We start from the raw sequence: 22,896 nt of genomic DNA on the forward strand, positions 1-22,896 counted from the left end.
ATTTCTGTATGTTAGAAAAATTCCGCTGGCAGGGCAAGCCGGCCGGCCTGCGCCCTTCAGATGCCCTTGTCCGATGGACGGGCGAAGGCCTCGCGCGTCTCGGCGTTCAACGGGTAGTTGATGTTGATGCCCTTGGGCGGGATGGGCGACATGAACCAGCGCTGGTACAGCGTTTCCATCTCGCCCGATTGCATCATGCCCGTGACCACGCGGTCGACGATGGCCTTGAAGCCGGCGTCGTCCTTGCGCAGCATCAGCGCCTGGTTCTCGGTGCGCAGGCTCTCGCCCGTGATGAGGTAGTCCTTGGGGCTCTTGGCATTGGCGATCTGGCCCGCCAGCAGGATGTCGTCCAGCACGAAAGCCTGGGCGCGCCCGCTTTCCACGAGCATGAACGAATCCGAGTGGTCCTTGCCGGAGAGGTTCTTCACGTCGAGGCCGCGGCCCCGGTCGGCCTCGCGCAGCAGGCGGAACGAAGTGGTTCCGGCCGTCGTCGCCACGGCCTTGCCCTGCAGGTCGGCGATGGAGCGTATGCCCGAATCGGCACGCACCAGCATGCGCACGTTGTAGCGGAAGATGTCGGGTGAGAAGGCCACCTGCCTTTGCCGCTCGATCAGGTTGGTGGTGGAGCCGCATTCCAGGTCCACCGTGCCGTTGGCCACCAGGGGGATGCGGTTGGCCGAGGTCACGGCCTGCAGTCGCACCTCCAGCGACGACAGCTTCAGCTCGGCCTTGACCTCGTCCACGATGCGTCGGCAGATGTCCATGCTGTAGCCCACGGGCTTGAGGTCGCCATCCAGGTAGGAAAAGCCGAAGGAGGACTCGCGGTAGCCGAGGGTGATGGCGCCGCTGGCGCGGACCTTGGCCAGGGTACCGGTTTCCTGGGCATGGCTGGATGCCGGCGGCAGCAAGGCACCGAGCACGGCCAGGGCCGAGCACATGAGCGTAGGGCGGGGAAAGGTCATGGAAGTACTCCTGCGGCAGGTTGGGGAAGGTGGTATGCGGTGCGGCTGCGGTGCGCTGGAACAGGAGCCGGGCCTCAGGCCGCGCGAGGGATCCGGGCGGTCGCGGCCTCGATGGATTCGGCCAGGCGGGCGGCGATGGTCTGCAGCTCGGTGCGCGTGGCGATGAAGGGCGGCGCCAGCAGCACGTGGTCGCCTGCGCGCCCGTCGGCCGTGCCGCCGCCGGGGTAGCACAGCAGGCCGCGCTCCATGGCCTCGGCCTTGATGCGGGCATGCAGCTTCAGGCATGGATCGAAGGGGGTCTTGCCGGCGCGCTCGGCCACCAGCTCCACCCCCCAGAAGAAACCACGGCCACGGATATCGCCCACATGAGGATGGCCGCCCAGCGCCTGCTCCAGCATTCCCGCGAAGGCGGCACCGTCATCGCGCACCTTGTCCAGCAGGCCGTCGCGCCGGATCACGCGCTGCACGGCCAGCGCGGCGGCACAGGCCACCGGATGCCCCAGATAGGTATGGCCGTGCTGGAAGTAGCCGCTGCCGCGCGACATGGCGTCCACGATGCGCGATTGCGCCAGCACCGCGCCCACGGGCTGGTAGCCGCCGCCCAGGCCCTTGGCGACGGTGATCAGGTCGGGCAGCACGCCCTCCTGCTCGCAGGCATGCAGGGTGCCGGTGCGGCCCATGCCGCACATGACCTCATCGAGGATCAGCAGCACGCCATGGCGGTCGCAGACCTCGCGCACGGCCTTGAAGTAGCCGGGCACGGGCGTGAGCACGCCGGCCGTGGCGCCGCCGACGGTCTCGGCCACGAAGGCGATCACGCGGCGCGGCCCCTGGGCGCGGATGGCCGCGTCCAGCTCGTCGGCCAGGCGCTGGCCGTACTGCGCGGGGGTCTCGTCCGTGCGCTGGTCGCGGTAGGCATTGCAGGGCGAGACATGGGTGGCCGGCACCAGGATGGGCGCGAACGGTGCGCGCCGCCAGGCGTTGCCGCCCACGGCCAGCGCGCCCAGCGTGTTGCCGTGGTAGCTCTGGCGCCGGGCGATGAACTGCGTGCGCTCGGGCTGGCCGATCTCCACGAAGTACTGGCGCGCCATCTTGAGCGCGGCCTCCACGGCTTCGGAGCCACCGCTGACCAGATAGGCGTGGCTGGTGCCTTCGGGCGCACCGCGCACCAGCTCCCGGCCCAGTTCCTCGGCCACCCCGGTGGTGAAGAAGCTGGTGTGGGCGTAGGCCAGCTGGTCGATCTGCGCATGCATGGCGGCGATCACGTCGGGATGGCCATGGCCCAGCGAGGACACGGCGGCCCCGCCCGAAGCGTCGATGTAGGTACGGCCGCCGGAATCCCGGATCTCCACCCCCGAGGCGGCGACGGCGACCGCAGGGGTCTGGTGCAGGTGGCGATGGAACACATGGCTCATGGTGGATCTCTTTTGAAACAAACGTTTCATTGCATTATTCGATGGAACATTTGATCCGTCAAGCAGATTTCCTGGGCACGGTGTTCCAGGTCCGCTACAGTCGGCGCGGACACCGCAACGCTTTTCCCCAAGGATTTCCATGGCCGTCCGTGACGACATAAGCCAGCGCTACGCCGAGCTGAGCCCCGCCCTGCAACAGGTGGCCAGGTTCGTGCTCGAACACCCCAACGACGTGGTCACCGCCTCCATGCGCACCGTGGGCACGCGCGCCGGCAGTCCGCCGGCAACCCTGGTGCGCTTCGCGCAGATGCTGGGCTTCGAGGGCTGGCCCCAGCTCAAGGAGGCCTTCGCCCAGGACATGGGCCTGGGCAGCGACGCGGCCTATGGCCAGCGCGCCAAGGCCCTGGTGGGCCGGGCGGTGGATCACGATCTGGTGGGGGAGACCTTCGAGGTGCACCGCCACAACCTGCAGGCCACCGAGGCACGCCTGGGCGACGCGCTGCACCAGGCCTGCGCATTGCTGGAAAAGGCCCGCGCCGTGCATGTGGCGGGCTTTCGCGCCAGCTTTCCCGTGGCGTTTTCCTTCGTCTACGTGTACCGGCTTTTCCGTGCCAGCGTGCACCTGGTCGACGGCCAGGGCGGCATGCTGGAGATGCAGTGCCGCGCCATGGAGCGCGGCGATGCGCTGCTGGCCGTGGGCTTTGCCCCCTATTCGCGCGAAGTCCTGGCCGCCGCCGAGGCCGCCAGGAACGCGGGCTGCCGCATCGTGGCGCTGACCGACAGCCCGGCCTCGCCGCTGGCGCTGATGGCCGATGCCACGCTGCTGTTTTCACTGCACAGCCCCTCGTTCTTCCCCTCCATCACCTCGGCCGTGGCGCTGTCCGAGGCCCTGGTCGAGCTGCTGGCCAGCCGTGCGGGCAAGGGCGTGGTCGGACGCATCGAGCAGGCCGAGGCGCAGCTGTTCGCCAGCGGGGCCTACCTGGAGGCGCCGCAGCGCCGGCGCGGCGGGCGGGAATAGGGCCTATCCCAGAGCCGCTGCGGCCTGTTGCGCCACGGCCATGGCAACGCGGGGATCGTCGCCATCCTCGATGCCCCAGACGGCGGACAGCCCGCACCAGGCGAGCACCCACTGCAGCAGGCGCCGCCGCTCGATGCCCGAGGCCCCGGCCAGGATGTCCAGGCGGCGCGCCAGGCGCCCGGGCGCCAGCGCGCTGGCGTGGTCGGGATTGCACAGGATGTTGGCGTAGTCGAAGCCACGCTCGCCATGCAGCCCCTTGGGGTCGATGGCCAGCCAGCCCGCTTCATCGAAGTCCAGCACATTGCCATGGTGGATGTCGCCATGCAGCACCACCGCATCGCGCGGCGCCTCCAGCAGCTCCCGCGCCGTGGCGGCGCATTGTCCCAGGAGGCTGGCCTGGCCATGCTCCCTGGCCAGCAGGGGCTGGAACCATTGCGCCAGCGGCACCAGCGCAGGCCGGGGCCCCGAGCGCGGCCGGTGCAGGCACGCCGCCGCAGCGCCCAGGATGCGCGTGGCCTCGTCGTCCCGGCCGCCACGGGCCATGTCCGCCAATGAGCGCGTGCCGGTCGCGCGCGCCATCAGCAGGGCCGGGCCGTCCAGGGCCAGCACGGGCGCGGCGCCGCCGCCACTCCACCAGGCCATGAGGCGGGCGCCGGCCACCTCCTCGGGCTCCTGCGAGATCTTGAGCATGGCGGACCGCCCGGCCTGGCGCACCGGCAGCAGCATGGCGCGCGGCGTGGACAGGGCCGGGCCATCGGGGTCCAGCCCCCACCGGTCCAGGTACGGCTCGAATCGCTGCATGGCGGGCATCAGCGGCCGCCAGCCTTGCCACGCAACCGGGGCAAGGCCAGCCATTGGCCGTCGATGGCGTGGATGCGCAGCCGGTGCTCGAACACGGTCTCCAGCACGGCATGGGTGGCCGGGTCGGCACAGCCGCCCTGGTGCGCCACCCGCCCCCTGTCGAGAATGACCAGCTCCTGCGCCTGCAAGGCCATCGATATCTCGTGCAGCACGCTGACCACGGTACGGCCTTCGGCAATGAGGGACTGCACGCATTCCAGCCAGTCGGCCTGGTGCGGCGGGTCGAGATTGGCCAGCGGCTCATCCATCAGCAGCACCTGCGCCTGCACGGCCAGGGCCCGGGCCAGCAACACGCGCTGGCGTTCCCCGCCCGAGAGGCTGCCCACGCTGCGTTCGCGCCATTCCCAGCCCTGGGTCTGGCGCAGCGCCTGCTCCACGGCCGCATGGTCGGCCGGGCCGGGCGCGGCCAGCCAGCCCTGGTGCGGCAGGCGGCCCAGCATGACCACGTCCTGGACCCGCATGTCGCCGGACACGGGCTGGTTCTGGCCCAGCCATGCCAGCGAGCACGCGCGCTCGCGTGCCGGCCATTGCCGCAGCGGCCGGCCCAGCAACCGCACCTCGCCGTGCAGGACCTGTGCCGGCGCATCCATGCCCGCCAGCGCGCGCAGCAGCGTGGATTTGCCTGCGCCATTGGGGCCCACGACGGCCGTCCAGCGCCCTCTGGGCAGGGACAGGTGCACATCGTGGAGCACCGGGCGTTCCCCCAGCCGCACCACGAGGCCCTGCGCGTGCAGCGCGGCGGCGGTCATGCCGGCCCCCCGTCGCGCAAGCCCTGGCGGCGGTGCATCAGCCACAGCAGGTAGCTGCCGCCCAGCACGGCCGTGAGCACGCCCACGGGCAACTCCTGGGGGGCGACCAGCCAGCGCGCCAGCAGGTCGGCCGCCAGCAGCAGCACGGCTCCCATGCCGGCACTGAGCACCAGCAGCCAGCGGTGCATGGCGCGCACCGCGGAGCGCACCAGGTGCGGCGCGGCCAGGCCCACGAAGGCGATCAGTCCGGTCTGTGCCACGGCCGTGCCCGTGGCCAGGGCCAGCAACAGGACCAGCAACAGGCGCAGCGGCGCCATAGGCAGGCCCAGGCTGTGGGCCGTGGCCTCCCCCAGGGCCAGGCCATCCAGCACACGGCCCAGGCCCCAGGCCGACAGCGCGGTGGCCAGCAGCACGGCCAGCATGAGCGCGCACGCGCTCCAGTCCAGGAAGGAGGTGCTGCCCAGCATGAAGGACTGCATGGCCTGCATGATGTCGGGATGCATCAGCAGCACCAGCGAGGCCGCGGCGCCCAACACCACGCCCACCACCACGCCGGCCAGCAGCAGCCGCAGGGTGTCGTGCACGCCCCGCGCCAGCACCAGGGTCAGCAGCACGGCCAGGGCCGCACCGGCAAACGCCGCGCCCGTCACACCCAGGCGCGCCAGTCCGGCCAAAGCAAAGGGCGAAGCCCCCAGCGCCACCATGCCCAGGGCCACGCCCAGCGAAGCACCCGAGGCGCTGCCCAGCAAGTAGGGATCGGCCAGCGGGTTGCGAAACAGGCCCTGGGCGATGGCGCCGGCCAGGCCCAGCAGGCCGCCGGCCAGCCAGGCGCCCAGGGTGCGCGGCAGCCGGATGTCGGTGACGATCTGCCAGGACAGCGGATCGCTGCGCGCGGCCCAGACGCTCTCCCAGCCCGTGCTGCCCACGCCCGCGCCCAGCACGACCAGCAGGCCGCTGGCCAGCAGCAGGGCCAGCGCCATCCAGGGCGCGGCCAGGCCGAGCTGCCGGCCCGGGACGGGTCGGCAGGCCGTCATGCGCCCGGGCCCTTGAGCGCCAGCGGCAGGCCCGCGCACATCAGCGTGACGGAGTCGCAGCACCGGGCCATGCGCTGATTGAGCCCGCCCAGCGCGTCGACGAAGGCACGCACCTGCGAGCCCAAGGGGATCACTCCGAGCCCGATCTCGTTGCCCACCAGGATCACCGGACCCGGCGCCTCGCCCAGCGCCACCGCGAAATCATCGCACTGCCCGGACCAGCCGCTGGCCAGCTCCGGCGAGGGCTCGGCCGGCATCATCCAGTTGGTCAGCCACAGGGTCAGGCAGTCCACCACCAGCAGGCGCCGGGGTGTGCTGTGCCGCGCAATGCAGTCGGCCAAGTCCAGCGGTTCCTCGAGGGTGGTCATGCCTGGCACGCGCTCGGCGCGGTCGCGCCGGTGGCGGGCGATGCGCTCGCGCATTTCATCGTCCCAGGGCTGGCCGGTGGCGATCAGCATGGCCTCACGCCCCGGTTCGCCTTCCATCCATCCACGCGCCAGCAGCTCGGCACGGCGCGACTTGCCGCTCTTTTGGCCACCCAGGATCAGTTGGCTGCGCGGCAGCGAAAAGGGAAAGACCGCCCCGCTCATGGCCGCTCCGCCCGTGGCGCGGCGCCCAGCAGCGCAGCGACGGCGCGCGGCTGCGAGGCGAACCAGGCATGGAAATAGCTGGCATGCACGCTGCCATGGCGGTACAGCGCCTCGCCACGGCCTGGCTGCACGGCCTGGCCGGGGCGGTGGCTGCGGGCGGCCTCAGGCATGTCGGTCTCCAGCCTGCTGTAGTGGAAGGTGTGGCCGCGCAGCGGCCCCCATGGCGTGGGCAGCTCCAGCATGCCCAGGCCCGCCAGGCGCGGCTGCATGCGCGCATGGCCGGGCAGCAGACCCCAGAGGTCCGTGGTCCGGCCGGTGTTGTCGGTCAGTCGTTCGCACAGCGCGAGCATACCGCCGCACTCGGCCCAGATCGCCTTGCCCGCCGCAGCATGGCTGGCAATGTCCTCGCGCAGTCCGACCTGGGCGGCCAGCGCCGCAAGGTGCAGTTCGGGGTAGCCGCCGGGCAGCCACAGCGCATCGCAGCCGGGCAGGCGCTCGCCCGCCAGCGGCGAGAAGAAAGCCAGCCGCGCACCCAAGGCGCGCAGGCAGTCGAGATTGGCTTCGTAGATGAAGCTGAAGGCGGCGTCGCGCGCCACGGCCACGGTACGACCGGCCAGCCAGGGCTGCACCTGCTGCGACGGGGCCGCAGGCTCGAACGCCACGCACCAGTCCTGCCAGCTGGCACCCTGCCCCAGCGCGGCCTGCCAGGGCAGCCGTCCCAGCGGCGTGGCCAGCAAGGCATCGGCCGCGACGTCCAGGCGCTGCAGCGCATCGCCCAGTTCATGGGCAGCAACCAGGCCCAGGTGGCGCTCGGGCAGCAGAGCCGCTGCATCCGGCCCTTGCACGCGTGCCAGCGCGCCCAGCCACAGGGCGGGGTCGCGCAGGCCCCGGCGCAGCAGTTCGGCATGGCGTTCGCTGCCCACACGGTTGGCCAGAAGGCCCGCCCAGCGCAGGCCGGGCCGGTAGTGCCGCAGCCCATGGGCCAGCGCGCCGAAGGTCTCGGCCATGCCCGAGGCATCGATGACGGCCAGCACCGGCAGGCCCAGCCGCTCGGCCACGTCGGCCGCGCAGGGATCACCATCGAACAGGCCCATGACACCTTCCACGATGATGAGATCGGCCTCGCGGGCGGCCGCATGCAGGCGGGCGCGGATGTCGTCCTCACCCGTCATCCACAGGTCGATGCTGTGCACGGGGGCGCCGCTGGCCAGCGCGTGCCAGTGCGGGTCCAGGAAGTCGGGCCCGCACTTGAAGATGCGGACCTGTCGTCCCTGCCGCGCATGCAGCCGCGCCAGTGCCGCCGTCAGCGTGGTCTTGCCCTGGCCCGAGGCCGTGGAGGTGATCAGCAGGGCCGGGCAGTGTGCCGGCCTGTCCTGGCCCGTGTCGATGTCCATGGATGGCTTGCCTGTGTTGCGTGCGGCCCGGAAGGCCCGGGCCCGGGCGCCCTGCATGCGGGCAGGCGCCACTGCGGCGCATTGTAGTGCGCACCCGTGCCTGCAAGGACCGCCGCTTGCGCAACCATTTCTTACGCAAAACATCCTGCGGATGCTGAAGAATCCTACACAGGGCGCTACGTTTTTGTGAGACAGTGCTGCGCTTTCGCTCAAATACCCGAGCGCGGCGCTGTCGTCAAGCCATGCATGCCCCGCCGTTACCAGGTTTCCTCGGATACTTCCAAGGAATGCGCCCACTTCGTTCGCAAGTCCTACAATCTCAGCGTCTATGACCTCCCAGACTTCCCTCGACCATATTGCAGAGCGCGTGGAGCGCCTGCTGGTTCGCCACGAGGAGCTGCAGCGCACCAATGCGCTGCTCGCAGAGCAGGTGGCGGCCCTGACCCAGGAGCGGGATTCGCTGCGCTCGCGGCTCAATGCCGCCCGGGCCCGCGTCGATGCCCTGATCGAGCGCCTGCCCTCCAACCAGGGGGCCTGACCCCTTCGCAACCGCCGACGCCCCGAACGCCCATGAAGCAGATCGAAGTGCAAATCCTGCAGCAAAGCTATGTGCTGACCTGCCCCGATGGCCAGGAAGAGCGTCTGCTCGAAGCCGTGCGCCGCGTGGACACGGCCATGACCCGCATCCGCGACAGCGGCAAGGTGCGCTCGCGCGAGCGTGTGGCCGTGCTGGCCGCGTTGAACATGGCCTTCGACGTGCTGGACCGCGAGGTCCAGCAGGCCCACCTGGCCGCCGCCCAGGCCGAGATGCAGTCCCTGCATGACGAGGCCGCCACACCGCGGGCCCAGCCCGCCGAACCCAGCCCCGAGGAACTGGCCGAGCAGCAGCGCCAGCAGGCCCTGGCCGAGCAGCTGGTGCTGCGCCTGGACCAGGCACTGGAAAGCGATGCCCGCCTGCTCTGAGGCCGTGTGCCGCAGGCCCTCCTCCATACCCGCATCGGCCTCTTCGGAGGCCGTTTCCATTTCCGTGCGGCATGTCAATGGAAAGTCCATGCCATCCGAAGAAGTTGCTCGCGGCCCCGTCCAATCGCCTTAGAATGGAGGCGTCTGCAAACCCGCCAGGCTTTATAGTTCCTTGGACCAATGCTCTATGAGCCCGGGCTTGGTACATTGCCATTCGAGCGTGATCGTCTCGCGTCAGATGAACCCAACGTCTGGCTGCCCTTGCCCCCCTGAACCCCGGTTCAGGATGACGGCCCGGTGGTCTTTGCAGACACCTGATTCCAACCCGGCGCACCTCTCAGGTGCGCCGGGTTTTTTGTTGCTCGCCCTCCACTCGCGCCTTCTGCGACATGCCTGATCTGCTGTTTCTCGAACTGGCCCTGCTGGGCCTGTGCTCCGGCTTCCTGGCCGGCCTGCTGGGCGTGGGTGGTGGCATGGTGCTCGTGCCGTTTCTGACCTACTTCCTGGACAAGCGCGGCATCGGGCCCGACCTGGCCGTGAAGATGGCGATCGCCACGGCCATGGCCACCATCGTGTTCACCTCGATCTCCAGCCTGCGCGCCCACCATGGGCGCGGCGCAGTACGCTGGGACATCGTGCGCAGCCTGGCTCCGGGCATCGTGACGGGCGGGCTGCTGGCCAGCCTGGGCGTTTTCGCGCTGCTGCGTGGCAAGTACCTGGCACTGTTCTTTGGCGTGTTCATCGGTTTCATGGCACTGCGCATGCTGCGCAGCAGCAACCAACCCACGGCCACGCGTACCCTGCCCGGCCCGATGGGGCTGTATGGCGCCGGCACGGGGCTGGGCTTCATCTCCGGCCTGGTCGGCGCGGGCGGCGCCTTCATCAGCGTCCCCTTCATGATGCGCTGCTCGGTGCCCATGCACCAGGCCGTGGGCACCAGCGCGGCCCTGGGTTTTCCGATCGCGCTGGTGAACGCGGCCGGCCTGATCTTCACGGGTGCCGGCGATCCGGGACGCCCCGAGTATTCGCTGGGCTACCTGTGGCTGCCGGCCCTGCTGGGCCTGGCCTGCTGCAGCGTGCTGACGGCGCCGCTGGGCGCGCGGGCCGCGCACCGGCTGCCCGTGGCCCAGCTCAAGCGCATCTTCGCCACGCTGCTGTTCGGCCTGGCCGCCTACATGCTCTGGAAGGGCTTGAGCACGGGCAACTGAGATGCCGCCCCCTGGGCCATCTTCTGCCGGTAGGCGATGGCGCCCAGGCCTGCGCGCTGGGCCTGAAGGCATTCGCCGAACTGCTCGCGCGGCAGGCCGGGGGCGCACAGAAAGCCCTGGAAGTAATGGCCTTGCATGCGGTGGATGGCCGCCAGCTGCTCGGTGGTCTCCACGCCCTCGGCCACGATCTCCACGCCCAGCGCCAGCCCCAGGCTGATGATGGCGCCGACGATGGCCTGGTCGCCCTCGTCGCTGGGCAGGCCGCGCACGAAGCTCTGGTCGATCTTGATCTTGGAGATGGGCAGCTTCTTCAGATAGGCCAGGTTGGAGTAGCCCGTGCCGAAGTCATCGATGACCATGCCCACGCCCAGGTCGGCGATCTGGCATACGCGAAGCGCCATGTCCTGGGCATCCTGCAGCAGGATGCTCTCCGTCAGCTCCAGCTCCAGCAGTTGAGGCTCCAGGCCATAGCTGCGCAGCAATTCGGTCACACGCTCGACGAAGCCCGACTGGCGAAACTCCAGTGCCGACACGTTGACCGACACCTTGATGGGCGTGCCCTGCTGCTGCCAGCGCGCCGCCTCCTGCACGGCCTGCTCCATGACCCAGGCGCCCAGCGTGACGATGTAGCCCGACTCCTCGGCCAGCGGGATGAAGACGCCGGGCGAGACCACGCCGAATTCGGGATCGGTCCAGCGCAGCAGCGCCTCGGCCGCGACGATGCGGTCGCTGTCGATGTGCACCTGGGGCTGGAAGTACACGGCCATGCGCCCATGCTCCAGGGCCTGGCGCATGGCATGTTCCAGCTTCATGCGCGACAGCAGGCCTGCGCTCATCTGCGGCTGATAGAAGCTGAAATGCCCGCGGCCGCGCTCCTTGACACGGTACATGGCCGTGTCGGCCTGGCGGATCAGCTCGTCCAGGGTCAGGCCGTCGGCCGGGTACTGGGCCACGCCGATGCTGCACTGCACGGAAAAGCCCAGGCCGTCGAGCAGGAAGGGGCGCTCCATCTCCTGCAGGATGCGCCGCGCCACCGAGGCGGCCAGGTCGGCGTTGCAGCCATGCAGGTAGAGCACGAACTCGTCGCCCCCCAGGCGGCACAGGATGTCCACGGGCCGCATGCAGTCGCTCAGGCGCTGCGCGACCAGCTTCAGCACCCGGTCGCCGAACTGGTGGCCCAGCGAGTCGTTGATGATCTTGAAGCGGTCCAGGTCGATGAACAGGATGCTGAACACCGTGCCACCCGCACGGGCCGCCTCGATGGCCGCATCCACGCGCTGGGTGAGGTTCAGCCGGTTGGGCAGGCCGGTGAGCGCATCGCTGTAGGCCAGTTGTTCGATGCGCTGCTGTGCCACGCGCTGCTGCGTGAGGTCGCGCATGAAGCCGATGCTCTGCACCACATCGCCCTGCGCGTTGCGCAGCGGCACCCAGGACAGGCGCACGGCGCAGCGCGCCCCGCCCGCCTGGCGCAGCCACAGGTCGCCTTCCCAGAAGCCGCCCTGCTGCCATTGGATGCGCGCCATGTCGCCCAGCGGCTGCGCGGCATCCTGCGCGGACTCGAACAGCGACTCCACCGTGCGCCCCTGCACCGGCACGCCGCCCAACAACCGCTCGCAGGCGGGATTGGTGCGTGCCACGTCCATGTGACCATCGGCGATGAAGATGCCATCCAGGCTGGACTCGAAGACCCTGGCCGCCAGTTCCAGTCCGGCCTGGGTCTGCGCCTCGGCCGTGATGTCGCGGAAGGAAAAGATGCGCCCCATGGGCAGCCCACGGCGCAGCTGGGGCACGGCACGGCGCTCCAGGATGCGGCCGTCGCGCAGCTCCAGCACGTCGGCCGACTCCATCAGCGGCTGGGCGGAGAGCCTGGACAGCTGGCGGGCATAGGATTCGGCGTCGCGCACCTGGCTGGCCAGGTGGTCGAGGATGGCCACGTCGTTGCGGCGCACCAGCAGCCCCTCCGGGATGCCCCAGAGCGTGGCGAAGCGGTGGTTGAAGGCGCGGATGCGACCATCGGGGTCGCAGACCAGGATGGCGTCGGCGGCCGACTCCAGCGTGGCGCGCAGCTCGCCGAGCAGGCTTTCGAATTCGGCCTCGTGGCGGGCCTGCTCGCGCCGGTCCAGCATGCTGACCAGGAGCACATCGCCGTCCAGCGCGCGCACACGCATCTCCACGGGCGCCAGCTGCCCGTCGGCGCGGCGCACCTCGGCGATGAACTGGGCACCGGCCTGCCAGTTGAACGGATCGCTCCAGAAGGCCTGCTGCTGCGGCGTGGCGGCCAGCACCTGCACGGGCAGGCCCATGGCCGCATCGGTCTCATAGCCGGTGACGGCCTCGCTGGCGGCATTGGCGCGCAGCACCGTCAGGCTGCGTGCATCGATCAGCCACAGCGCCTCCTGCAACGCGTCGAGCAGACGGGGCCAGGCGCGGTTCAACGCATGCTTGTTCAAGGCGCCACCCTCGGTGGATCGAGCTCCACCGCCCGTTCGAAGTAATAGCAGACACGCCGGCGTGGTGACAGATAGTCCAGCGCATCGCGCGGCAGCTGCGCCGGGGCCACGCCACGGCGTATGCCCAGCTCGGGATACAGCTCCAGCGCCAGCACGGGGGCCTGGGCCGCGGGCACGTCGGCATCATGGACCATCACCGAGGGCTTGAGCGGGCGGGAGGCATTGACGGACATGACCATGGCGTGCCGCCCATCGGTCAGCTCCACCACCGAACCGGGCGGGAACACGCCCATCATGCGGATGAAGCCGTTGAGCACGGGCGCCGCGAACTTGTCGCGCAGCCGGCTGAACAGCAAGGCCAGCGCCTCGTGCGGCGTATGCGGCGTCTGCGCGTCGCCGGGGTTGCACAGGCGGTCGTAGGTGTTGACCAGGGCCAGGATCTGGCCCGTGAGCTCCATGTCCTCGGCCACCAGGCTCAGCGGAAAACCCGTGCCATCGGCCCACTCGTGGTGCTGGGCGATGGCAGTGGTGACCTGCGCCGACAAGCCCATGCGCAAGGCGATGGCCACGGATTCGCCCACGTGGCGCTCGTAGCGCTCGCGCACCGCCTCGGGCACGGAAGGCTCCAGCGCCAGGCCGTGCATGCCTTCGACGCCTGTCACGGGCTTGCCCGCGTCATGCAGCAGCGCCGCCAGCCCCAGGTCGCGCAGCAGCGACGCCTCCAGCCCCAGGGCACGGCCGAGCAGCAGGCTGAGCACCGTCACGTTGACCGCATGCACGCTCTGGTGGCTGCCCACGCCATCGGACAGCAGATGGATGGCCACGTCCTGCGGCCCGGCCAGTTCGGCCATGCAGCCGTCGACCAGGGCCTCGGTGGGCCGCCGCGCCTGCTCGGGGTCGCGTGCGATGGTGGCCTCGATGGCCACATAGCCGCGCTCCACTTTCTGGAAACGCGCATTGCAGTCCTCCAGCCGACCACGCCAGTCAGGTACGGACAGCAGCAACTGCGCCTGGGTGGCATCGCCGACGGGGGCCGGAGGCGGCAGGGGCGCCGACTCCTCGGGCGCAGGCGTGCGCGCCTCGGCCGGCCAGGTGTCGCTCTTGTGCGGCACGCAGCGCACGGTCTGCAGACCCAGCGACTTCAGCGTCTGGATCTGCGCGTTCGAGGTGATCTTGAAGCTGCTGACCGGAAAAGGATGGTTCAGCCATCCAACATCGAGCTGGACAAACATGCCCGGACGAAGGTCTCGGATATCGATGAGGACGGAATGGTTCACGCGCGGCAACGGCCCCGAGGCTGTAGGGATCGGCAAATGTAAGCCGATGATTCGGGCATTATCTCCAGTTCTGGAGGCCTCGCAGCCAATCTGCGGGCACCAGTGTCCGACCAGGCCACCGGCTGTTGCTCAACGGCACCACAGACTGGGCTTGTAGACCAGGTCCATCCACAGTGCCCAGGCAGCCACGCCGACCAGCATCAGCCCGGCCAGGCGCGTCCCCCATTCGGCCCGCAGTCCGTCCAGGCGCTGGCGTCCCAGCCGCCACAGCCAGGGGCCGCCCACCAGCCACAGGCCGCTGCCCACGCCAAAGGCGGCCATGGCCAGCGCGCCCTGCACGGCCCCGCCGCTGAGGGCCGCCACCAGCACGGCGGAGTACAGCAGACCGCAGGGCATGAGGGCCCAGGCATAACCGGCCGCAAGCGTTCCGCCCGGTGCCGACACCCAGGGTTGCACCCGGCGCCAGGCGGCACGGCCCGCCGACTCCAGCCAGGCTGGCTGGCGCGCCTGGGCCATCATGGCCAGGCCCCAGGCCATCACCGCCACATGGGTCAGCGTCCAGAACGGCTGCAGCGCCGTGGTCCGGCTGGTCAGCCACGACAGGCTTTCCATGGCCAGCGCCGAGGCGGCGCCCAGGCTGGCATAGCCGGCCAGCCGCCCGCCATGGAACAGCGCCGTGCGCAGCCACAGACGACTTTGCAGCCCGTGGACGGTGACGGGCTGGGCACCACGGCCCTCGCCCGCCTGGCCGGAAGTGACCACGCCGCAGGGCGCGGCGCACATGGCAAGGCAATGGGGCCCGCCAACGAGCCCCATGATCAAGGCGGTCCAGAGCAGCGACAACAGCATGGGGGCTAGATGATGCGCGAAAAACGCGCCCGGTTCTTGTCCGCCTGCAGATACCGGTCGAACAGCATGGCCACGCCGCGCACGAAGTACCAGCCCATGGGCGTGACCTGGAAGCCCTCGTCGCTGATCTGCACCAGGCCCTTGTCCTGCAGATCCTCCAGCGCCGCCATCTCGGGCGCGAAATATTCGCGAAAGCCCAGCAGCCAGGCCTGCTCCATGGGCTCGAACAGCACGGCGCCCTGGCACATGATGGCCATGATGACGGCGCGGCGCACCAGGTCGTCGCGCGACAGCGCCAGGCCTCTCACCACGGGCAACTGGCCGGCGTCGATGGCGTCGTAGTACTCCTCCAGCGTCTTGGCGTTCTGGCTGTAGCTGGCTCCCACCTTGCCGATGGCCGACACGCCCAGCGCGATCAGGTCGCAGTCGGGCTGGGTGCTGTAGCCCTGGAAGTTGCGGTGCAGCCGCCCCTGGCGCTTGGCCACGGCCAGCGCATCCTCGGGCAACGCGAAGTGGTCCATGCCCACATAGACATAGCCGCCGTCCATGAAAGCCGCGATGGAGCGCGAGAGCATGGCCAGCTTGTCGGCGCCCTGGGGCAGATCCTCGGAAGCGATACGCCGCTGCGGCTTGAAGCGCTCGGGCAGATGGGCGTAGGCGTACAGGGCGATGCGATCCGGCCGCAGCGCGTTGACCTGCGCCAGCGTGCGCTCGAAGGACTCGGGCGTCTGCCTGGGCAGGCCGTAGATCAGGTCCACATTGATGGAGGCAAAGCCCAGCCGGCGCGCGGCGGCCACCAGCTCGAACACCTGCGCGGCCGGCTGCACGCGGTGCACGGCGATCTGCACCTGCTCGTCGAAGTCCTGCACGCCGAAGCTCAGGCGGTTGAAGCCCAGTTCCTTGAGCACCGCCAGGCGTTCGGCGGTGACGGTGCGTGGATCGACCTCGATGGAGTACTCCCCCCCGGCCTCCAGCCTGAAGTGCTCGCGCAGCAGGCCCATCAGCGTGCGCAGCTCCTCGTCCGAGAAGAAGGTGGGCGTGCCGCCGCCCAGGTGCAGCTGGCTGACGGCCTGGCCCTTGCCGCAGTGGGCGGTGTGCAGGGCGATCTCGCGGGCCAGGTAGTCCAGGTAGACCGCAGCACGGTCATGGTGGCGCGTGACGATCTTGTTGCAGGCGCAGTAGTAGCACAGCGATTCGCAGAACGGCACATGCACATACAGCGACAAAGGCATGGCACGTGCTGCGGTACTCGATTTGCGTTGTTGCAGCGCCAGGATATAGTCCTCTGCACCAAAGGCCTCCACGAAACGGTCGGCGGTGGGGAACGAGGTGTATCGGGGCCCCGGTACGTCGAAGCGACGCAGCAGCTCTGGGGTGACAGCGGTCATGGGTTTTTTCCTCTAATACCTTGACTGTGCCGCAGGGCATCGGCCCCGTCCTTGACTCACATCAAGAGTTGTTTGAGGCACTGCTGCGACAATTTGATCCAACTCATCGCCATCCACGAGGTCACCACTGGCACGCCACTGTGCCGCTGATGTTTACTCCATGAACCTTCAGACCATCAAAGCCTCCTGCTCCAACTGCAACCTGCGCGAACTGTGCATGCCCATGGGGCTGGATGCCGAGCAGATGCAGCGCATCGACGACATCGTGGCCACGCGCCGCAAGGTCAAGCGCGGCGGCCTGCTGTTTCGCAACGGCGAGGCCTTCACCTCGCTGTATGCCATCCGCACGGGCTTCTTCAAGACCTGCGTGGCCACCGAGGACGGTCGCGACCAGGTCACGGGCTTTCAGATGGCCGGCGAGATCATCGGGCTGGACGGCATCGTCAACGACCATCACACCTGCGATGCCGTGGCCCTGGAGGATGCCGAGGTCTGCGTCATGCCCTTCGACAAGCTCGAGCACCTGTCGCGCGAGGTCACGGCCCTGCAAAACCACGTGCACAAGGTCATGAGCCGCGAGATCGTGCGCGAGCACGGCGTCATGCTGCTGCTGGGCAGCATGCGCGCCGAGGAGCGCCTGGCCGCCTTCGTGCTCAACCTGGTGCAGCGCCTGCATGCACGCGGCTTTTCCAAGTCCGAGCTGGTGCTGCGCATGACGCGCGAGGAGATCGGCAGCTACCTGGGCCTGAAGCTGGAGACCGTCAGCCGCACGTTCTCCAAGTTCGCCGAGGAGAACATCATCGAGGTGCGCCAGCGCCACCTGCGCATCCTGGACACGGATGCGCTCAAGCGCATCGTCAACAGCCAGCAATGCCAGTAGGGCATGCCAGACGCCCCTTGCGGAAATGATGAAGGCCCGCGAAAGCGGGCCTTGTTGCTTGCGGGGTGACCAGGGGAGCGGATCAGTCGCGTCCCAGTCCCTGCAGGGCCAGATCCGGGTCGGGCTCGGAGACGATGCCGTCGTTGAGGTCGCGTGCCGAGCGGCCCAGCATGATGGTCATGAGGCTGGACAGCATGGTCACGGCCCAGAACGCGAAGAAGGCCAGCGTATAGATCCCCTGGCGGGACCAGCCCAGGTCGCCGAGCCAGTGCAGCTCCAGCGGGTCCACGAAGGCAAAGACCAGCATCTCCATCACGGCGGCCGCCAGGAAGGCAGGCCAGGCAATCCACATCCAGCGTTGGGCCAACATCAGCGATCTCCTTGGGCTGTCGAGGGGCACGTTGATTGTGCGCCCCGCCAAAGCATGCCGCCAAGCCCCACGCAGCCCCGCCGGCCTGTAGGAAACCCTCACCCGTCGCGCATGCCGGAGACGGGGTTCACCATGCAAAAAAAGGCCGCATTGCGGCCTCCTGCAAGGATGCGCGGCGTTCAGCGGTCCGTGGGGTGGTCGTACGCCGGCGTGGCCGCATGGTTGCGGCCTGTGACGGCGGGCGCCAGGCTCTTGGGAACTTCGCGCGCGCCGCCTGCACGTTCATTGATCTCGATGCCGTTGCGGTAGTAGTCGGGGTCGATCACGGGGTCGGCCCCATTGATCGCGATGATGGCCGTGACCACGCCGGCCACCACCACGGCGGCCGGACCGGCCACCACGAGCCAGACATGGGCGAACTTCCACCAGGGCTTGCCGGCGTCCGGGTGCGGAGCGGACGGGGCGGCCGAAGGGACTGCGGGACTCGAAGACATGGGAAACCTCTTTCTTTCAAGCGGCACACGCGGCATGCGCCGCGCGTTCCGGGAACATTACCTGGGAACCAGGAAGACCGCCTTCTCGGACGCCCGGCCCGCACCTGCCGCCACGGCATCGATGTCGAAGAATACGGTGTGCGAGCCCGGCTCGGCGGAACCGTAGGGAATCTGCAGGCGCGCCGCGATGCCGCGCGTCTCGGCGGGGCCGACCTCGACCTCCTGCTCCGAGGCCAGCTCCAGGCCGTCCAGGCCGTGGGCGCTGATGCGGTAGCGCTGGGCCTGCTCGGTGGCGTTCATGATCTGCAGGCGGTAGACATTCTCCAGCTTGCCGCCCGCGACGATGCGCGACAGCGAGGCCCGGTCGCGGATCACGTCCACCTTGACCGACTGGCGCAGCGCCAGGCTCACGATCATGGCCGTGCTCAGGCCGACCAGCACGGCCGAGTAGATCAGCACGCGGGGCCGGAAGATGCGGCGCAGCACCTGGGCGCGCCGCCAGGCACCGGCCATGGCGTTCTGCGTGGTCAGGCGGATCAGGCCGCGCGGGTACTCCATCCTGTCCATGATGGAGTTGCAGGCGTCTATGCACAGGCCGCAGCCTATGCACTCGTATTGCAGGCCGTTGCGGATGTCGATGCCCACGGGGCAGACCTGCACGCACATCTTGCAGTCGATGCAGTCGCCCAGGCCCTGGGCCTTGTGGTCCACCTTCTTGGTGCGCGGCGCGCGCGGCTCGCCACGGCCCGTGTCGTAGCTGACGATCATCGTGTCCTTGTCGAACATGGCGCTCTGAAAGCGCGCATAGGGACACATGTACTTGCAGACCTGCTCGCGCATGTAGCCCGCATTGCCATAGGTGGCGAAGCCGTAGAACAGCACCCAGAATATCTGCCAGCTGCCCTGCAGCGCCAGCAGCTCGGCTCCCAGTTCGCGGATGGGCACGAAATAGCCCACGAAGGTGAAGCCCGTCCACAGCGCGATGGCGATCCACAGGAACTGCTTGAGCAACTTCTTCCAGAGCTTCTCGAAGGTCCAGCCGTTCTTGTCCAGGCGCATGCGGGCACTGCGGTCGCCTTCGACCTTGCGCTCCACCCACATGAAGATCTCGGTATAGACGGTCTGCGGGCAGGAGAAACCGCACCACAGGCGCCCGGCCACGGCCGTGAACAGGAACAGCGCCAGCGCCGAGACGATCAGCAGCCCGGCCAGGTAGATGAAGTCCTGGGGGTACAGCACCAGCCCGAACAGGTAAAAGCGCCGAGCGCCCAGGTCGAACAGCACCATCTGGCGCTGCCCCCACTCCAGCCAGGGCAGGCCGTAGAAAACCAGTTGCGTGAGAAACACCAGGGCCCAGCGCCAGCGTGCGAACACCCCGCTGATGGAGCGTGCGTAGACCTTCTTCTCGGACTCGAACATCGACACCAGCTGGTCCGGATCGGGTGTGGCCGACCCATGCGCAGCCGGCGTGATCGGAATGACTTTGCGGGGAGGCTTCCCGGCGTCATCGCCGCTCTCGGGCTTCATGGTGGGTTCCTTTGTTTTTTTGAAATATCTGAAAACTCAAAAGCCAAAAAAGGCGGCGCCGGGGCACCGCCTTCTTCATCTTTTACTGCGCCGGGGCGCCGTCCTTGTGGGACATGCCCCAGACGTAGGAAGCAAGCACCGCGATCTGCGCCTCGGTCAGCTTGTCCTTCTGGGCCGGCATCTCGTTGTGCTTGCCGTTGTTGATCATGGCCGTGATGGCCGCCTCGCCCCAGCCGTGCAGCCAGATGTCGTCGGTCAGGTTGGGCGCGCCCAGGGCCTGGTTGCCCTTGCCGTCCATGCCATGGCAGGCCGCGCAGGCCGTGAACTTGGACTTGCCCAGCGAGGCCTTGAGCGAGTCGTGCGGGCTGCCCGACAGGCTCAGCACATAGTGCGAGAGATTGCGCACGTCATCAGGCGTGCCCACGGCGGCGGCCATGGGAGGCATGATGCCGACGCGCCCGCCCGTGATGGTTTCCCGGATCTTCTCGGGCGTGCCGCCATGCAGCCAGTCGCCATCGGTCAGATTGGGGAAGCTCTTGCCACCGCGCGCATCCGAGCCGTGGCACTGTGCGCAGTTGTTCATGAACAGGCGCTCGCCGATGGCCATGGCCTGGGGATCCTTGGCCATTTCCTCGGTGGACATGCTCGTGAACTTGGCGTACAGCGGCTCCAGGTCCGCGCGGGCCTTGGCCATCTCGTTCTCATAGGCGCCCAGCTGCGACCAGCCCAGCTTGCCCGCGAACGAGCCCAGGCCCGGGTAGGCCGCCAGGTAGGCGAAGCCGAACACCGAGGTGATGATGAACAGCCACATCCACCACTTGGGCATGGGGTTGTTCAGCTCGCGCAGGTCCTCGTCCCAGACGTGGCCCGTGGTGTTGTCGGCGGAGGGGACCACCTTCTTGCGCGCGGTGAGATACAGCAGCAGCAGGCAGCCGATGATGCCGCCCAGCGTGATCGCCGTGACGTAGATCGACCAGAAGTTGTTTACGAAATCGCTCATGGGAAGTTCTCGTTCTGGTGGAGGGACTCAGTCTTGCTCGAACGGCAACTGGGCGGCCTCGTCGAAACGCGCCTGGTTGCGGCGGGCGAACGCCCACCACCAGATGCCGATGAAGCAGGCCAGAGAGGCCAGCGTGGCCACGATGCGCATGGTGGTGATGTCCATGTCGCTCTCCTTTACTTGACCGAACGGCCCAGCACCTGCAGGTAGGCGATGACGGCTTCCATTTCCGTCTTGCCCTTGACCTGTTCGGCGGCGCCGCTGATTTCCTCGTCGCTGTAGGGCACGCCCACCTTGCGCAGCGCGCCCATGTGCCGGGCAACCACGGTGTCGTCCACCTTGTTCTTCTCCAGCCAGGGATACGCGGGCATGTTGGACTCGGGCACCACGTCGCGCGGGTTGTTCAGGTGGATGCGATGCCATTCATCGCTGTACTTGCCACCCACGCGGTGCAGGTCCGGGCCCGTGCGCTTGGAGCCCCACTGGAAGGGGTGGTCGTAGACGAACTCCCCTGCCACCGAGTAGTGGCCATAGCGCATGGTCTCGGCGCGGAAGGGACGGATCATCTGCGAGTGGCAGTTGTAGCAACCCTCGCGCAGATAGACATCGCGGCCCATCAGCTGCAAGGGCGTGTAGGGCTTGAGGCCCGCCACGGCCTCGGTCGTGGACTTCTGGAAGAACAGCGGAACGATTTCCACCAGCCCGCCGACGGCGACCACCAGCAGGGTCAGCACGATCAGCAGGAAGTTGTTGGTTTCCACCTTCTCGTGGGAAAAGCTCTTGGGAGCGGTATGGTTGTGATCGGACATGAGTAATGCTCCTAGACGCTCAGGCGTGGGCCACGACGGCAGGCACGGCCACCTTCACCGAACGACCCGAGATCGCGGTCTTCCAGGTGTTCCACAGCATCACCAGCATGCCGCCCAGGTACAGCAGGCCACCGGCCACGCGGATCACGTAGAACGGATAGCTGGCCTTGACGCTTTCGACGAAGGTGTAGGTCAGCGTGCCATCGGGATTGACGGCGCGCCACATCAGGCCCTGCATCACACCGGCGATCCACATCGCGGCGATGTACAGCACGATGCCGATGGTGGCCATCCAGAAGTGCAGCTCGATGGCGCCCACCGAGTACATCCTGGTCTTGCCGAACAGGCGCGGGATCAGGTAGTACAGGGAGCCCATGGTGATCAGGCCCACCCAGCCCAGGGCGCCCGAGTGCACGTGGCCCACGGTCCAGTCGGTGTAGTGCGACAGCGCGTTGACGGTCTTGATCGACATCATCGGGCCCTCGAACGTGGACATGCCGTAGAACGACAGGGACACGATCAGGAAGCGCAGGATGGGGTCGTCGCGCAGCTTGTGCCAGGCGCCCGACAGCGTCATCACGCCGTTGATCATGCCGCCCCAGCTGGGAGCCAGCAGGATCAGCGAGAACACCATGCCCACGGACTGCGTCCAGTCGGGCAGCGCGGTGTAGTGCAGATGGTGGGGGCCCGCCCACATGTAGGTGAAGATCAGCGCCCAGAAGTGGACGATGGACAGGCGGTAGCTGTAGACCGGGCGGCCGGCCTGCTTGGGGATGAAGTAATACATCATGCCCAGGAAGCCCGCGGTCAGGAAGAAGCCCACGGCGTTGTGACCGTACCACCATTGCACCATGGCGTCCTGCACGCCCGCATAGGCCGAGTAGCTCTTCATCCAGCCGGCCGGGATGGCCGCGCTGTTGACGATGTGCAGCAGGGCCACGGCGATGATGAAGGCGCCGAAGAACCAGTTGGCCACATAGATGTGGCGGACCTTGCGGATGCCGATGGTCCCGAAGAACACGATGGCATACGAGACCCAGGTGACGGCGATCAGCAGGTCGATCGGCCATTCCAGCTCGGCGTACTCCTTGCCCTGGGTATAGCCCAGCGGCAGGCTGATCGCGGCGGCCACGATGACCAGCTGCCAGCCCCAGAACGTCAGGCTCGCCAGCTTGGGCATGAACAGCCGCGTCTGGCAGGTGCGCTGCACCACGTAGTAGCTGGTTGCGAACAGCGCCGACCCGCCGAAGGCGAAGATCACGGCGTTCGTGTGCAGCGGACGCAGGCGTCCGTAGCTCAGCCATGGAATGCCGAAGTTGAGTTCCGGCCAGGCCAGCTGCGAGGCGATCAACACCCCGACAGCCATGCCCACCACCCCCCAGACGACGGCCATGATAGAGAACTGCCTTACGACGGAATCGTCGTAATAGACAGCCTTGTTATTTGAACTTTCCATCGTGCACCCCTTAGATTGCTATCAAAGTGTTACTTTCTTCGCTGTCGGGCGTGTTGACCCACGTCAATCGTCCCGAAGAATGCGTTCGCCCTCTTGTTCCACGCTCTCGAACTGCCCGCGATACACGGCCCACCACAGGGCCGCGAGGATGGCCAGCACCAGCACCACCGACAGCGGGATCAGCAAATAGAGAATGTCCATG

Annotated in this window: 24 protein-coding genes; 5 read left to right on the forward strand and 19 right to left on the reverse strand. The window is 68.2% G+C overall.

Annotation, left to right across the window (positions count from 1 at the left end):
• Nucleotides 1–56 precede the first annotated feature (56 nt).
• Together L1Z78_RS18190 and L1Z78_RS18195 are read right to left on the reverse strand one after the other, a co-directional pair.
• A complete protein-coding gene (locus tag L1Z78_RS18190) occupies nt 57–962 on the reverse strand; it encodes a transporter substrate-binding domain-containing protein (RefSeq protein ID WP_234637781.1) in 906 nt (301 codons plus the stop codon).
• Between the two features lie 74 nt (nt 963–1,036).
• Nucleotides 1,037–2,377, reverse strand: coding sequence for an aspartate aminotransferase family protein (locus L1Z78_RS18195; RefSeq protein ID WP_234637782.1), 1,341 nt, complete (start codon nt 2,375–2,377; stop codon nt 1,037–1,039).
• 139 nt (nt 2,378–2,516) lie between these two features.
• On the opposite strand from L1Z78_RS18195, the gene L1Z78_RS18200 reads away from it, so the two are divergent.
• Nucleotides 2,517–3,395 (forward strand): MurR/RpiR family transcriptional regulator, encoded by an 879-nt coding sequence (locus tag L1Z78_RS18200; protein WP_234637783.1) that lies wholly within the window; start codon nt 2,517–2,519, stop codon nt 3,393–3,395.
• Nucleotides 3,396–3,398: 3 nt separating this feature from the next.
• Here L1Z78_RS18200 and L1Z78_RS18205 read toward each other — a convergent pair whose 3' ends face one another.
• Genes L1Z78_RS18205 through L1Z78_RS18225 form a run of 5 tightly spaced genes read right to left on the reverse strand, consistent with a single transcriptional unit; the run spans nt 3,399 to nt 8,023 of the window.
• Complete coding sequence (locus L1Z78_RS18205; protein ID WP_234642207.1) at nt 3,399–4,196, reverse strand: aminoglycoside phosphotransferase family protein; 798 nt, start codon at nt 4,194–4,196, stop codon at nt 3,399–3,401.
• A gap of 8 nt (nt 4,197–4,204) precedes the next feature.
• A complete protein-coding gene (locus L1Z78_RS18210) occupies nt 4,205–5,005 on the reverse strand; it encodes an ABC transporter ATP-binding protein (protein WP_234637784.1) in 801 nt (266 codons plus the stop codon).
• Entirely contained in the window at nt 5,002–5,985 is a 984-nt protein-coding gene (locus L1Z78_RS18215) for a FecCD family ABC transporter permease (protein ID WP_326491984.1), read from the reverse strand. Before L1Z78_RS18215 ends, L1Z78_RS18210 begins: the two co-directional genes overlap by 4 nt.
• A 50-nt stretch (nt 5,986–6,035) precedes the next feature.
• Complete coding sequence (locus L1Z78_RS18220) at nt 6,036–6,629, reverse strand: bifunctional adenosylcobinamide kinase/adenosylcobinamide-phosphate guanylyltransferase (RefSeq protein ID WP_234637786.1); 594 nt, start codon at nt 6,627–6,629, stop codon at nt 6,036–6,038.
• Nucleotides 6,626–8,023: a cobyrinate a,c-diamide synthase gene (locus L1Z78_RS18225; protein WP_234637787.1), complete on the reverse strand. Its 1,398-nt coding sequence runs from the start codon at nt 8,021–8,023 to the stop codon at nt 6,626–6,628. Before L1Z78_RS18225 ends, L1Z78_RS18220 begins: the two co-directional genes overlap by 4 nt.
• Nucleotides 8,024–8,351: 328 nt before the next feature.
• Here L1Z78_RS18225 and L1Z78_RS18230 point away from each other — a divergent pair, with 328 nt between their 5' ends.
• From L1Z78_RS18230 to L1Z78_RS18240, 3 genes are all read left to right on the forward strand, one after another.
• On the forward strand, nt 8,352–8,561 hold the full coding sequence (locus L1Z78_RS18230; protein ID WP_012204637.1) for a hypothetical protein: 210 nt from the start codon (nt 8,352–8,354) through the stop codon (nt 8,559–8,561).
• A 32-nt stretch (nt 8,562–8,593) separates the two neighbouring features.
• Nucleotides 8,594–8,986, forward strand: coding sequence for a cell division protein ZapA (locus L1Z78_RS18235; protein ID WP_234637788.1), 393 nt, complete (start codon nt 8,594–8,596; stop codon nt 8,984–8,986).
• 389 nt (nt 8,987–9,375) lie between these two features.
• Nucleotides 9,376–10,194, forward strand: a complete 819-nt coding sequence (locus L1Z78_RS18240; RefSeq protein WP_234637789.1) for a sulfite exporter TauE/SafE family protein — start codon at nt 9,376–9,378, stop codon at nt 10,192–10,194.
• Here L1Z78_RS18240 and L1Z78_RS18245 read toward each other — a convergent pair.
• From L1Z78_RS18245 to hemN, 4 genes are all read right to left on the reverse strand, one after another.
• Complete coding sequence (locus L1Z78_RS18245) at nt 10,158–12,644, reverse strand: bifunctional diguanylate cyclase/phosphodiesterase (RefSeq protein WP_234637790.1); 2,487 nt, start codon at nt 12,642–12,644, stop codon at nt 10,158–10,160. The genes L1Z78_RS18240 and L1Z78_RS18245 overlap by 37 nt on opposite strands.
• Nucleotides 12,641–13,876, reverse strand: a complete 1,236-nt coding sequence (locus L1Z78_RS18250) for an HD-GYP domain-containing protein (protein ID WP_234642208.1) — start codon at nt 13,874–13,876, stop codon at nt 12,641–12,643. The genes L1Z78_RS18245 and L1Z78_RS18250 overlap by 4 nt, the downstream gene beginning before the upstream one ends.
• A 174-nt stretch (nt 13,877–14,050) precedes the next feature.
• The gene (locus tag L1Z78_RS18255) at nt 14,051–14,770 is read right to left on the reverse strand and encodes a sulfite exporter TauE/SafE family protein (protein ID WP_234637791.1); all 720 of its coding nucleotides are present in this window, start codon (nt 14,768–14,770) and stop codon (nt 14,051–14,053) included.
• A gap of 5 nt (nt 14,771–14,775) precedes the next feature.
• Nucleotides 14,776–16,158 (reverse strand): oxygen-independent coproporphyrinogen III oxidase, encoded by a 1,383-nt coding sequence (gene hemN, locus L1Z78_RS18260; protein WP_234637792.1) that lies wholly within the window; start codon nt 16,156–16,158, stop codon nt 14,776–14,778.
• 160 nt (nt 16,159–16,318) lie between these two features.
• Here hemN and fnr point away from each other — a divergent pair, with 160 nt between their 5' ends.
• A complete protein-coding gene (fnr, locus tag L1Z78_RS18265) occupies nt 16,319–17,038 on the forward strand; it encodes a fumarate/nitrate reduction transcriptional regulator Fnr (RefSeq protein WP_234637793.1) in 720 nt (239 codons plus the stop codon).
• An 82-nt stretch (nt 17,039–17,120) separates the two neighbouring features.
• Here the strand turns inward: fnr and L1Z78_RS18270 are convergent, their stop codons facing one another.
• The 8 genes from L1Z78_RS18270 to ccoS form a co-directional block, all read right to left on the reverse strand.
• Entirely contained in the window at nt 17,121–17,408 is a 288-nt protein-coding gene (locus L1Z78_RS18270) for a hypothetical protein (RefSeq protein ID WP_234637794.1), read from the reverse strand.
• Between the two features lie 179 nt (nt 17,409–17,587).
• Entirely contained in the window at nt 17,588–17,902 is a 315-nt protein-coding gene (locus L1Z78_RS18275; RefSeq protein ID WP_234637795.1) for a FixH family protein, read from the reverse strand.
• 57 nt (nt 17,903–17,959) lie between these two features.
• Nucleotides 17,960–19,429, reverse strand: a complete 1,470-nt coding sequence (gene ccoG, locus L1Z78_RS18280; RefSeq protein ID WP_234637796.1) for a cytochrome c oxidase accessory protein CcoG — start codon at nt 19,427–19,429, stop codon at nt 17,960–17,962.
• An 82-nt stretch (nt 19,430–19,511) separates the two neighbouring features.
• A complete protein-coding gene (gene ccoP, locus L1Z78_RS18285; RefSeq protein WP_234637797.1) occupies nt 19,512–20,429 on the reverse strand; it encodes a cytochrome-c oxidase, cbb3-type subunit III in 918 nt (305 codons plus the stop codon).
• Nucleotides 20,430–20,456: 27 nt separating this feature from the next.
• Nucleotides 20,457–20,594 (reverse strand): cbb3-type cytochrome oxidase subunit 3, encoded by a 138-nt coding sequence (locus tag L1Z78_RS18290; RefSeq protein ID WP_012204625.1) that lies wholly within the window; start codon nt 20,592–20,594, stop codon nt 20,457–20,459.
• Between the two features lie 11 nt (nt 20,595–20,605).
• On the reverse strand, nt 20,606–21,238 hold the full coding sequence (ccoO, locus tag L1Z78_RS18295) for a cytochrome-c oxidase, cbb3-type subunit II (RefSeq protein WP_234637798.1): 633 nt from the start codon (nt 21,236–21,238) through the stop codon (nt 20,606–20,608).
• Nucleotides 21,239–21,257: 19 nt separating this feature from the next.
• Nucleotides 21,258–22,694 carry a cytochrome-c oxidase, cbb3-type subunit I gene (gene ccoN, locus L1Z78_RS18300; RefSeq protein ID WP_234637799.1) on the reverse strand — a complete coding sequence of 479 codons (1,437 nt, stop codon included), beginning with the start codon at nt 22,692–22,694 and terminating at the stop codon, nt 21,258–21,260.
• A 63-nt stretch (nt 22,695–22,757) separates the two neighbouring features.
• Entirely contained in the window at nt 22,758–22,895 is a 138-nt protein-coding gene (gene ccoS / locus L1Z78_RS18305; protein ID WP_013803228.1) for a cbb3-type cytochrome oxidase assembly protein CcoS, read from the reverse strand.
• Between the last annotated feature and the right edge of the window lies 1 nt (nt 22,896).

It is taken from the genome of Delftia tsuruhatensis (assembly GCF_903815225.1).
Taxonomy (GTDB): Bacteria; Pseudomonadota; Gammaproteobacteria; order Burkholderiales; family Burkholderiaceae_C; genus Comamonas; species Comamonas tsuruhatensis_A.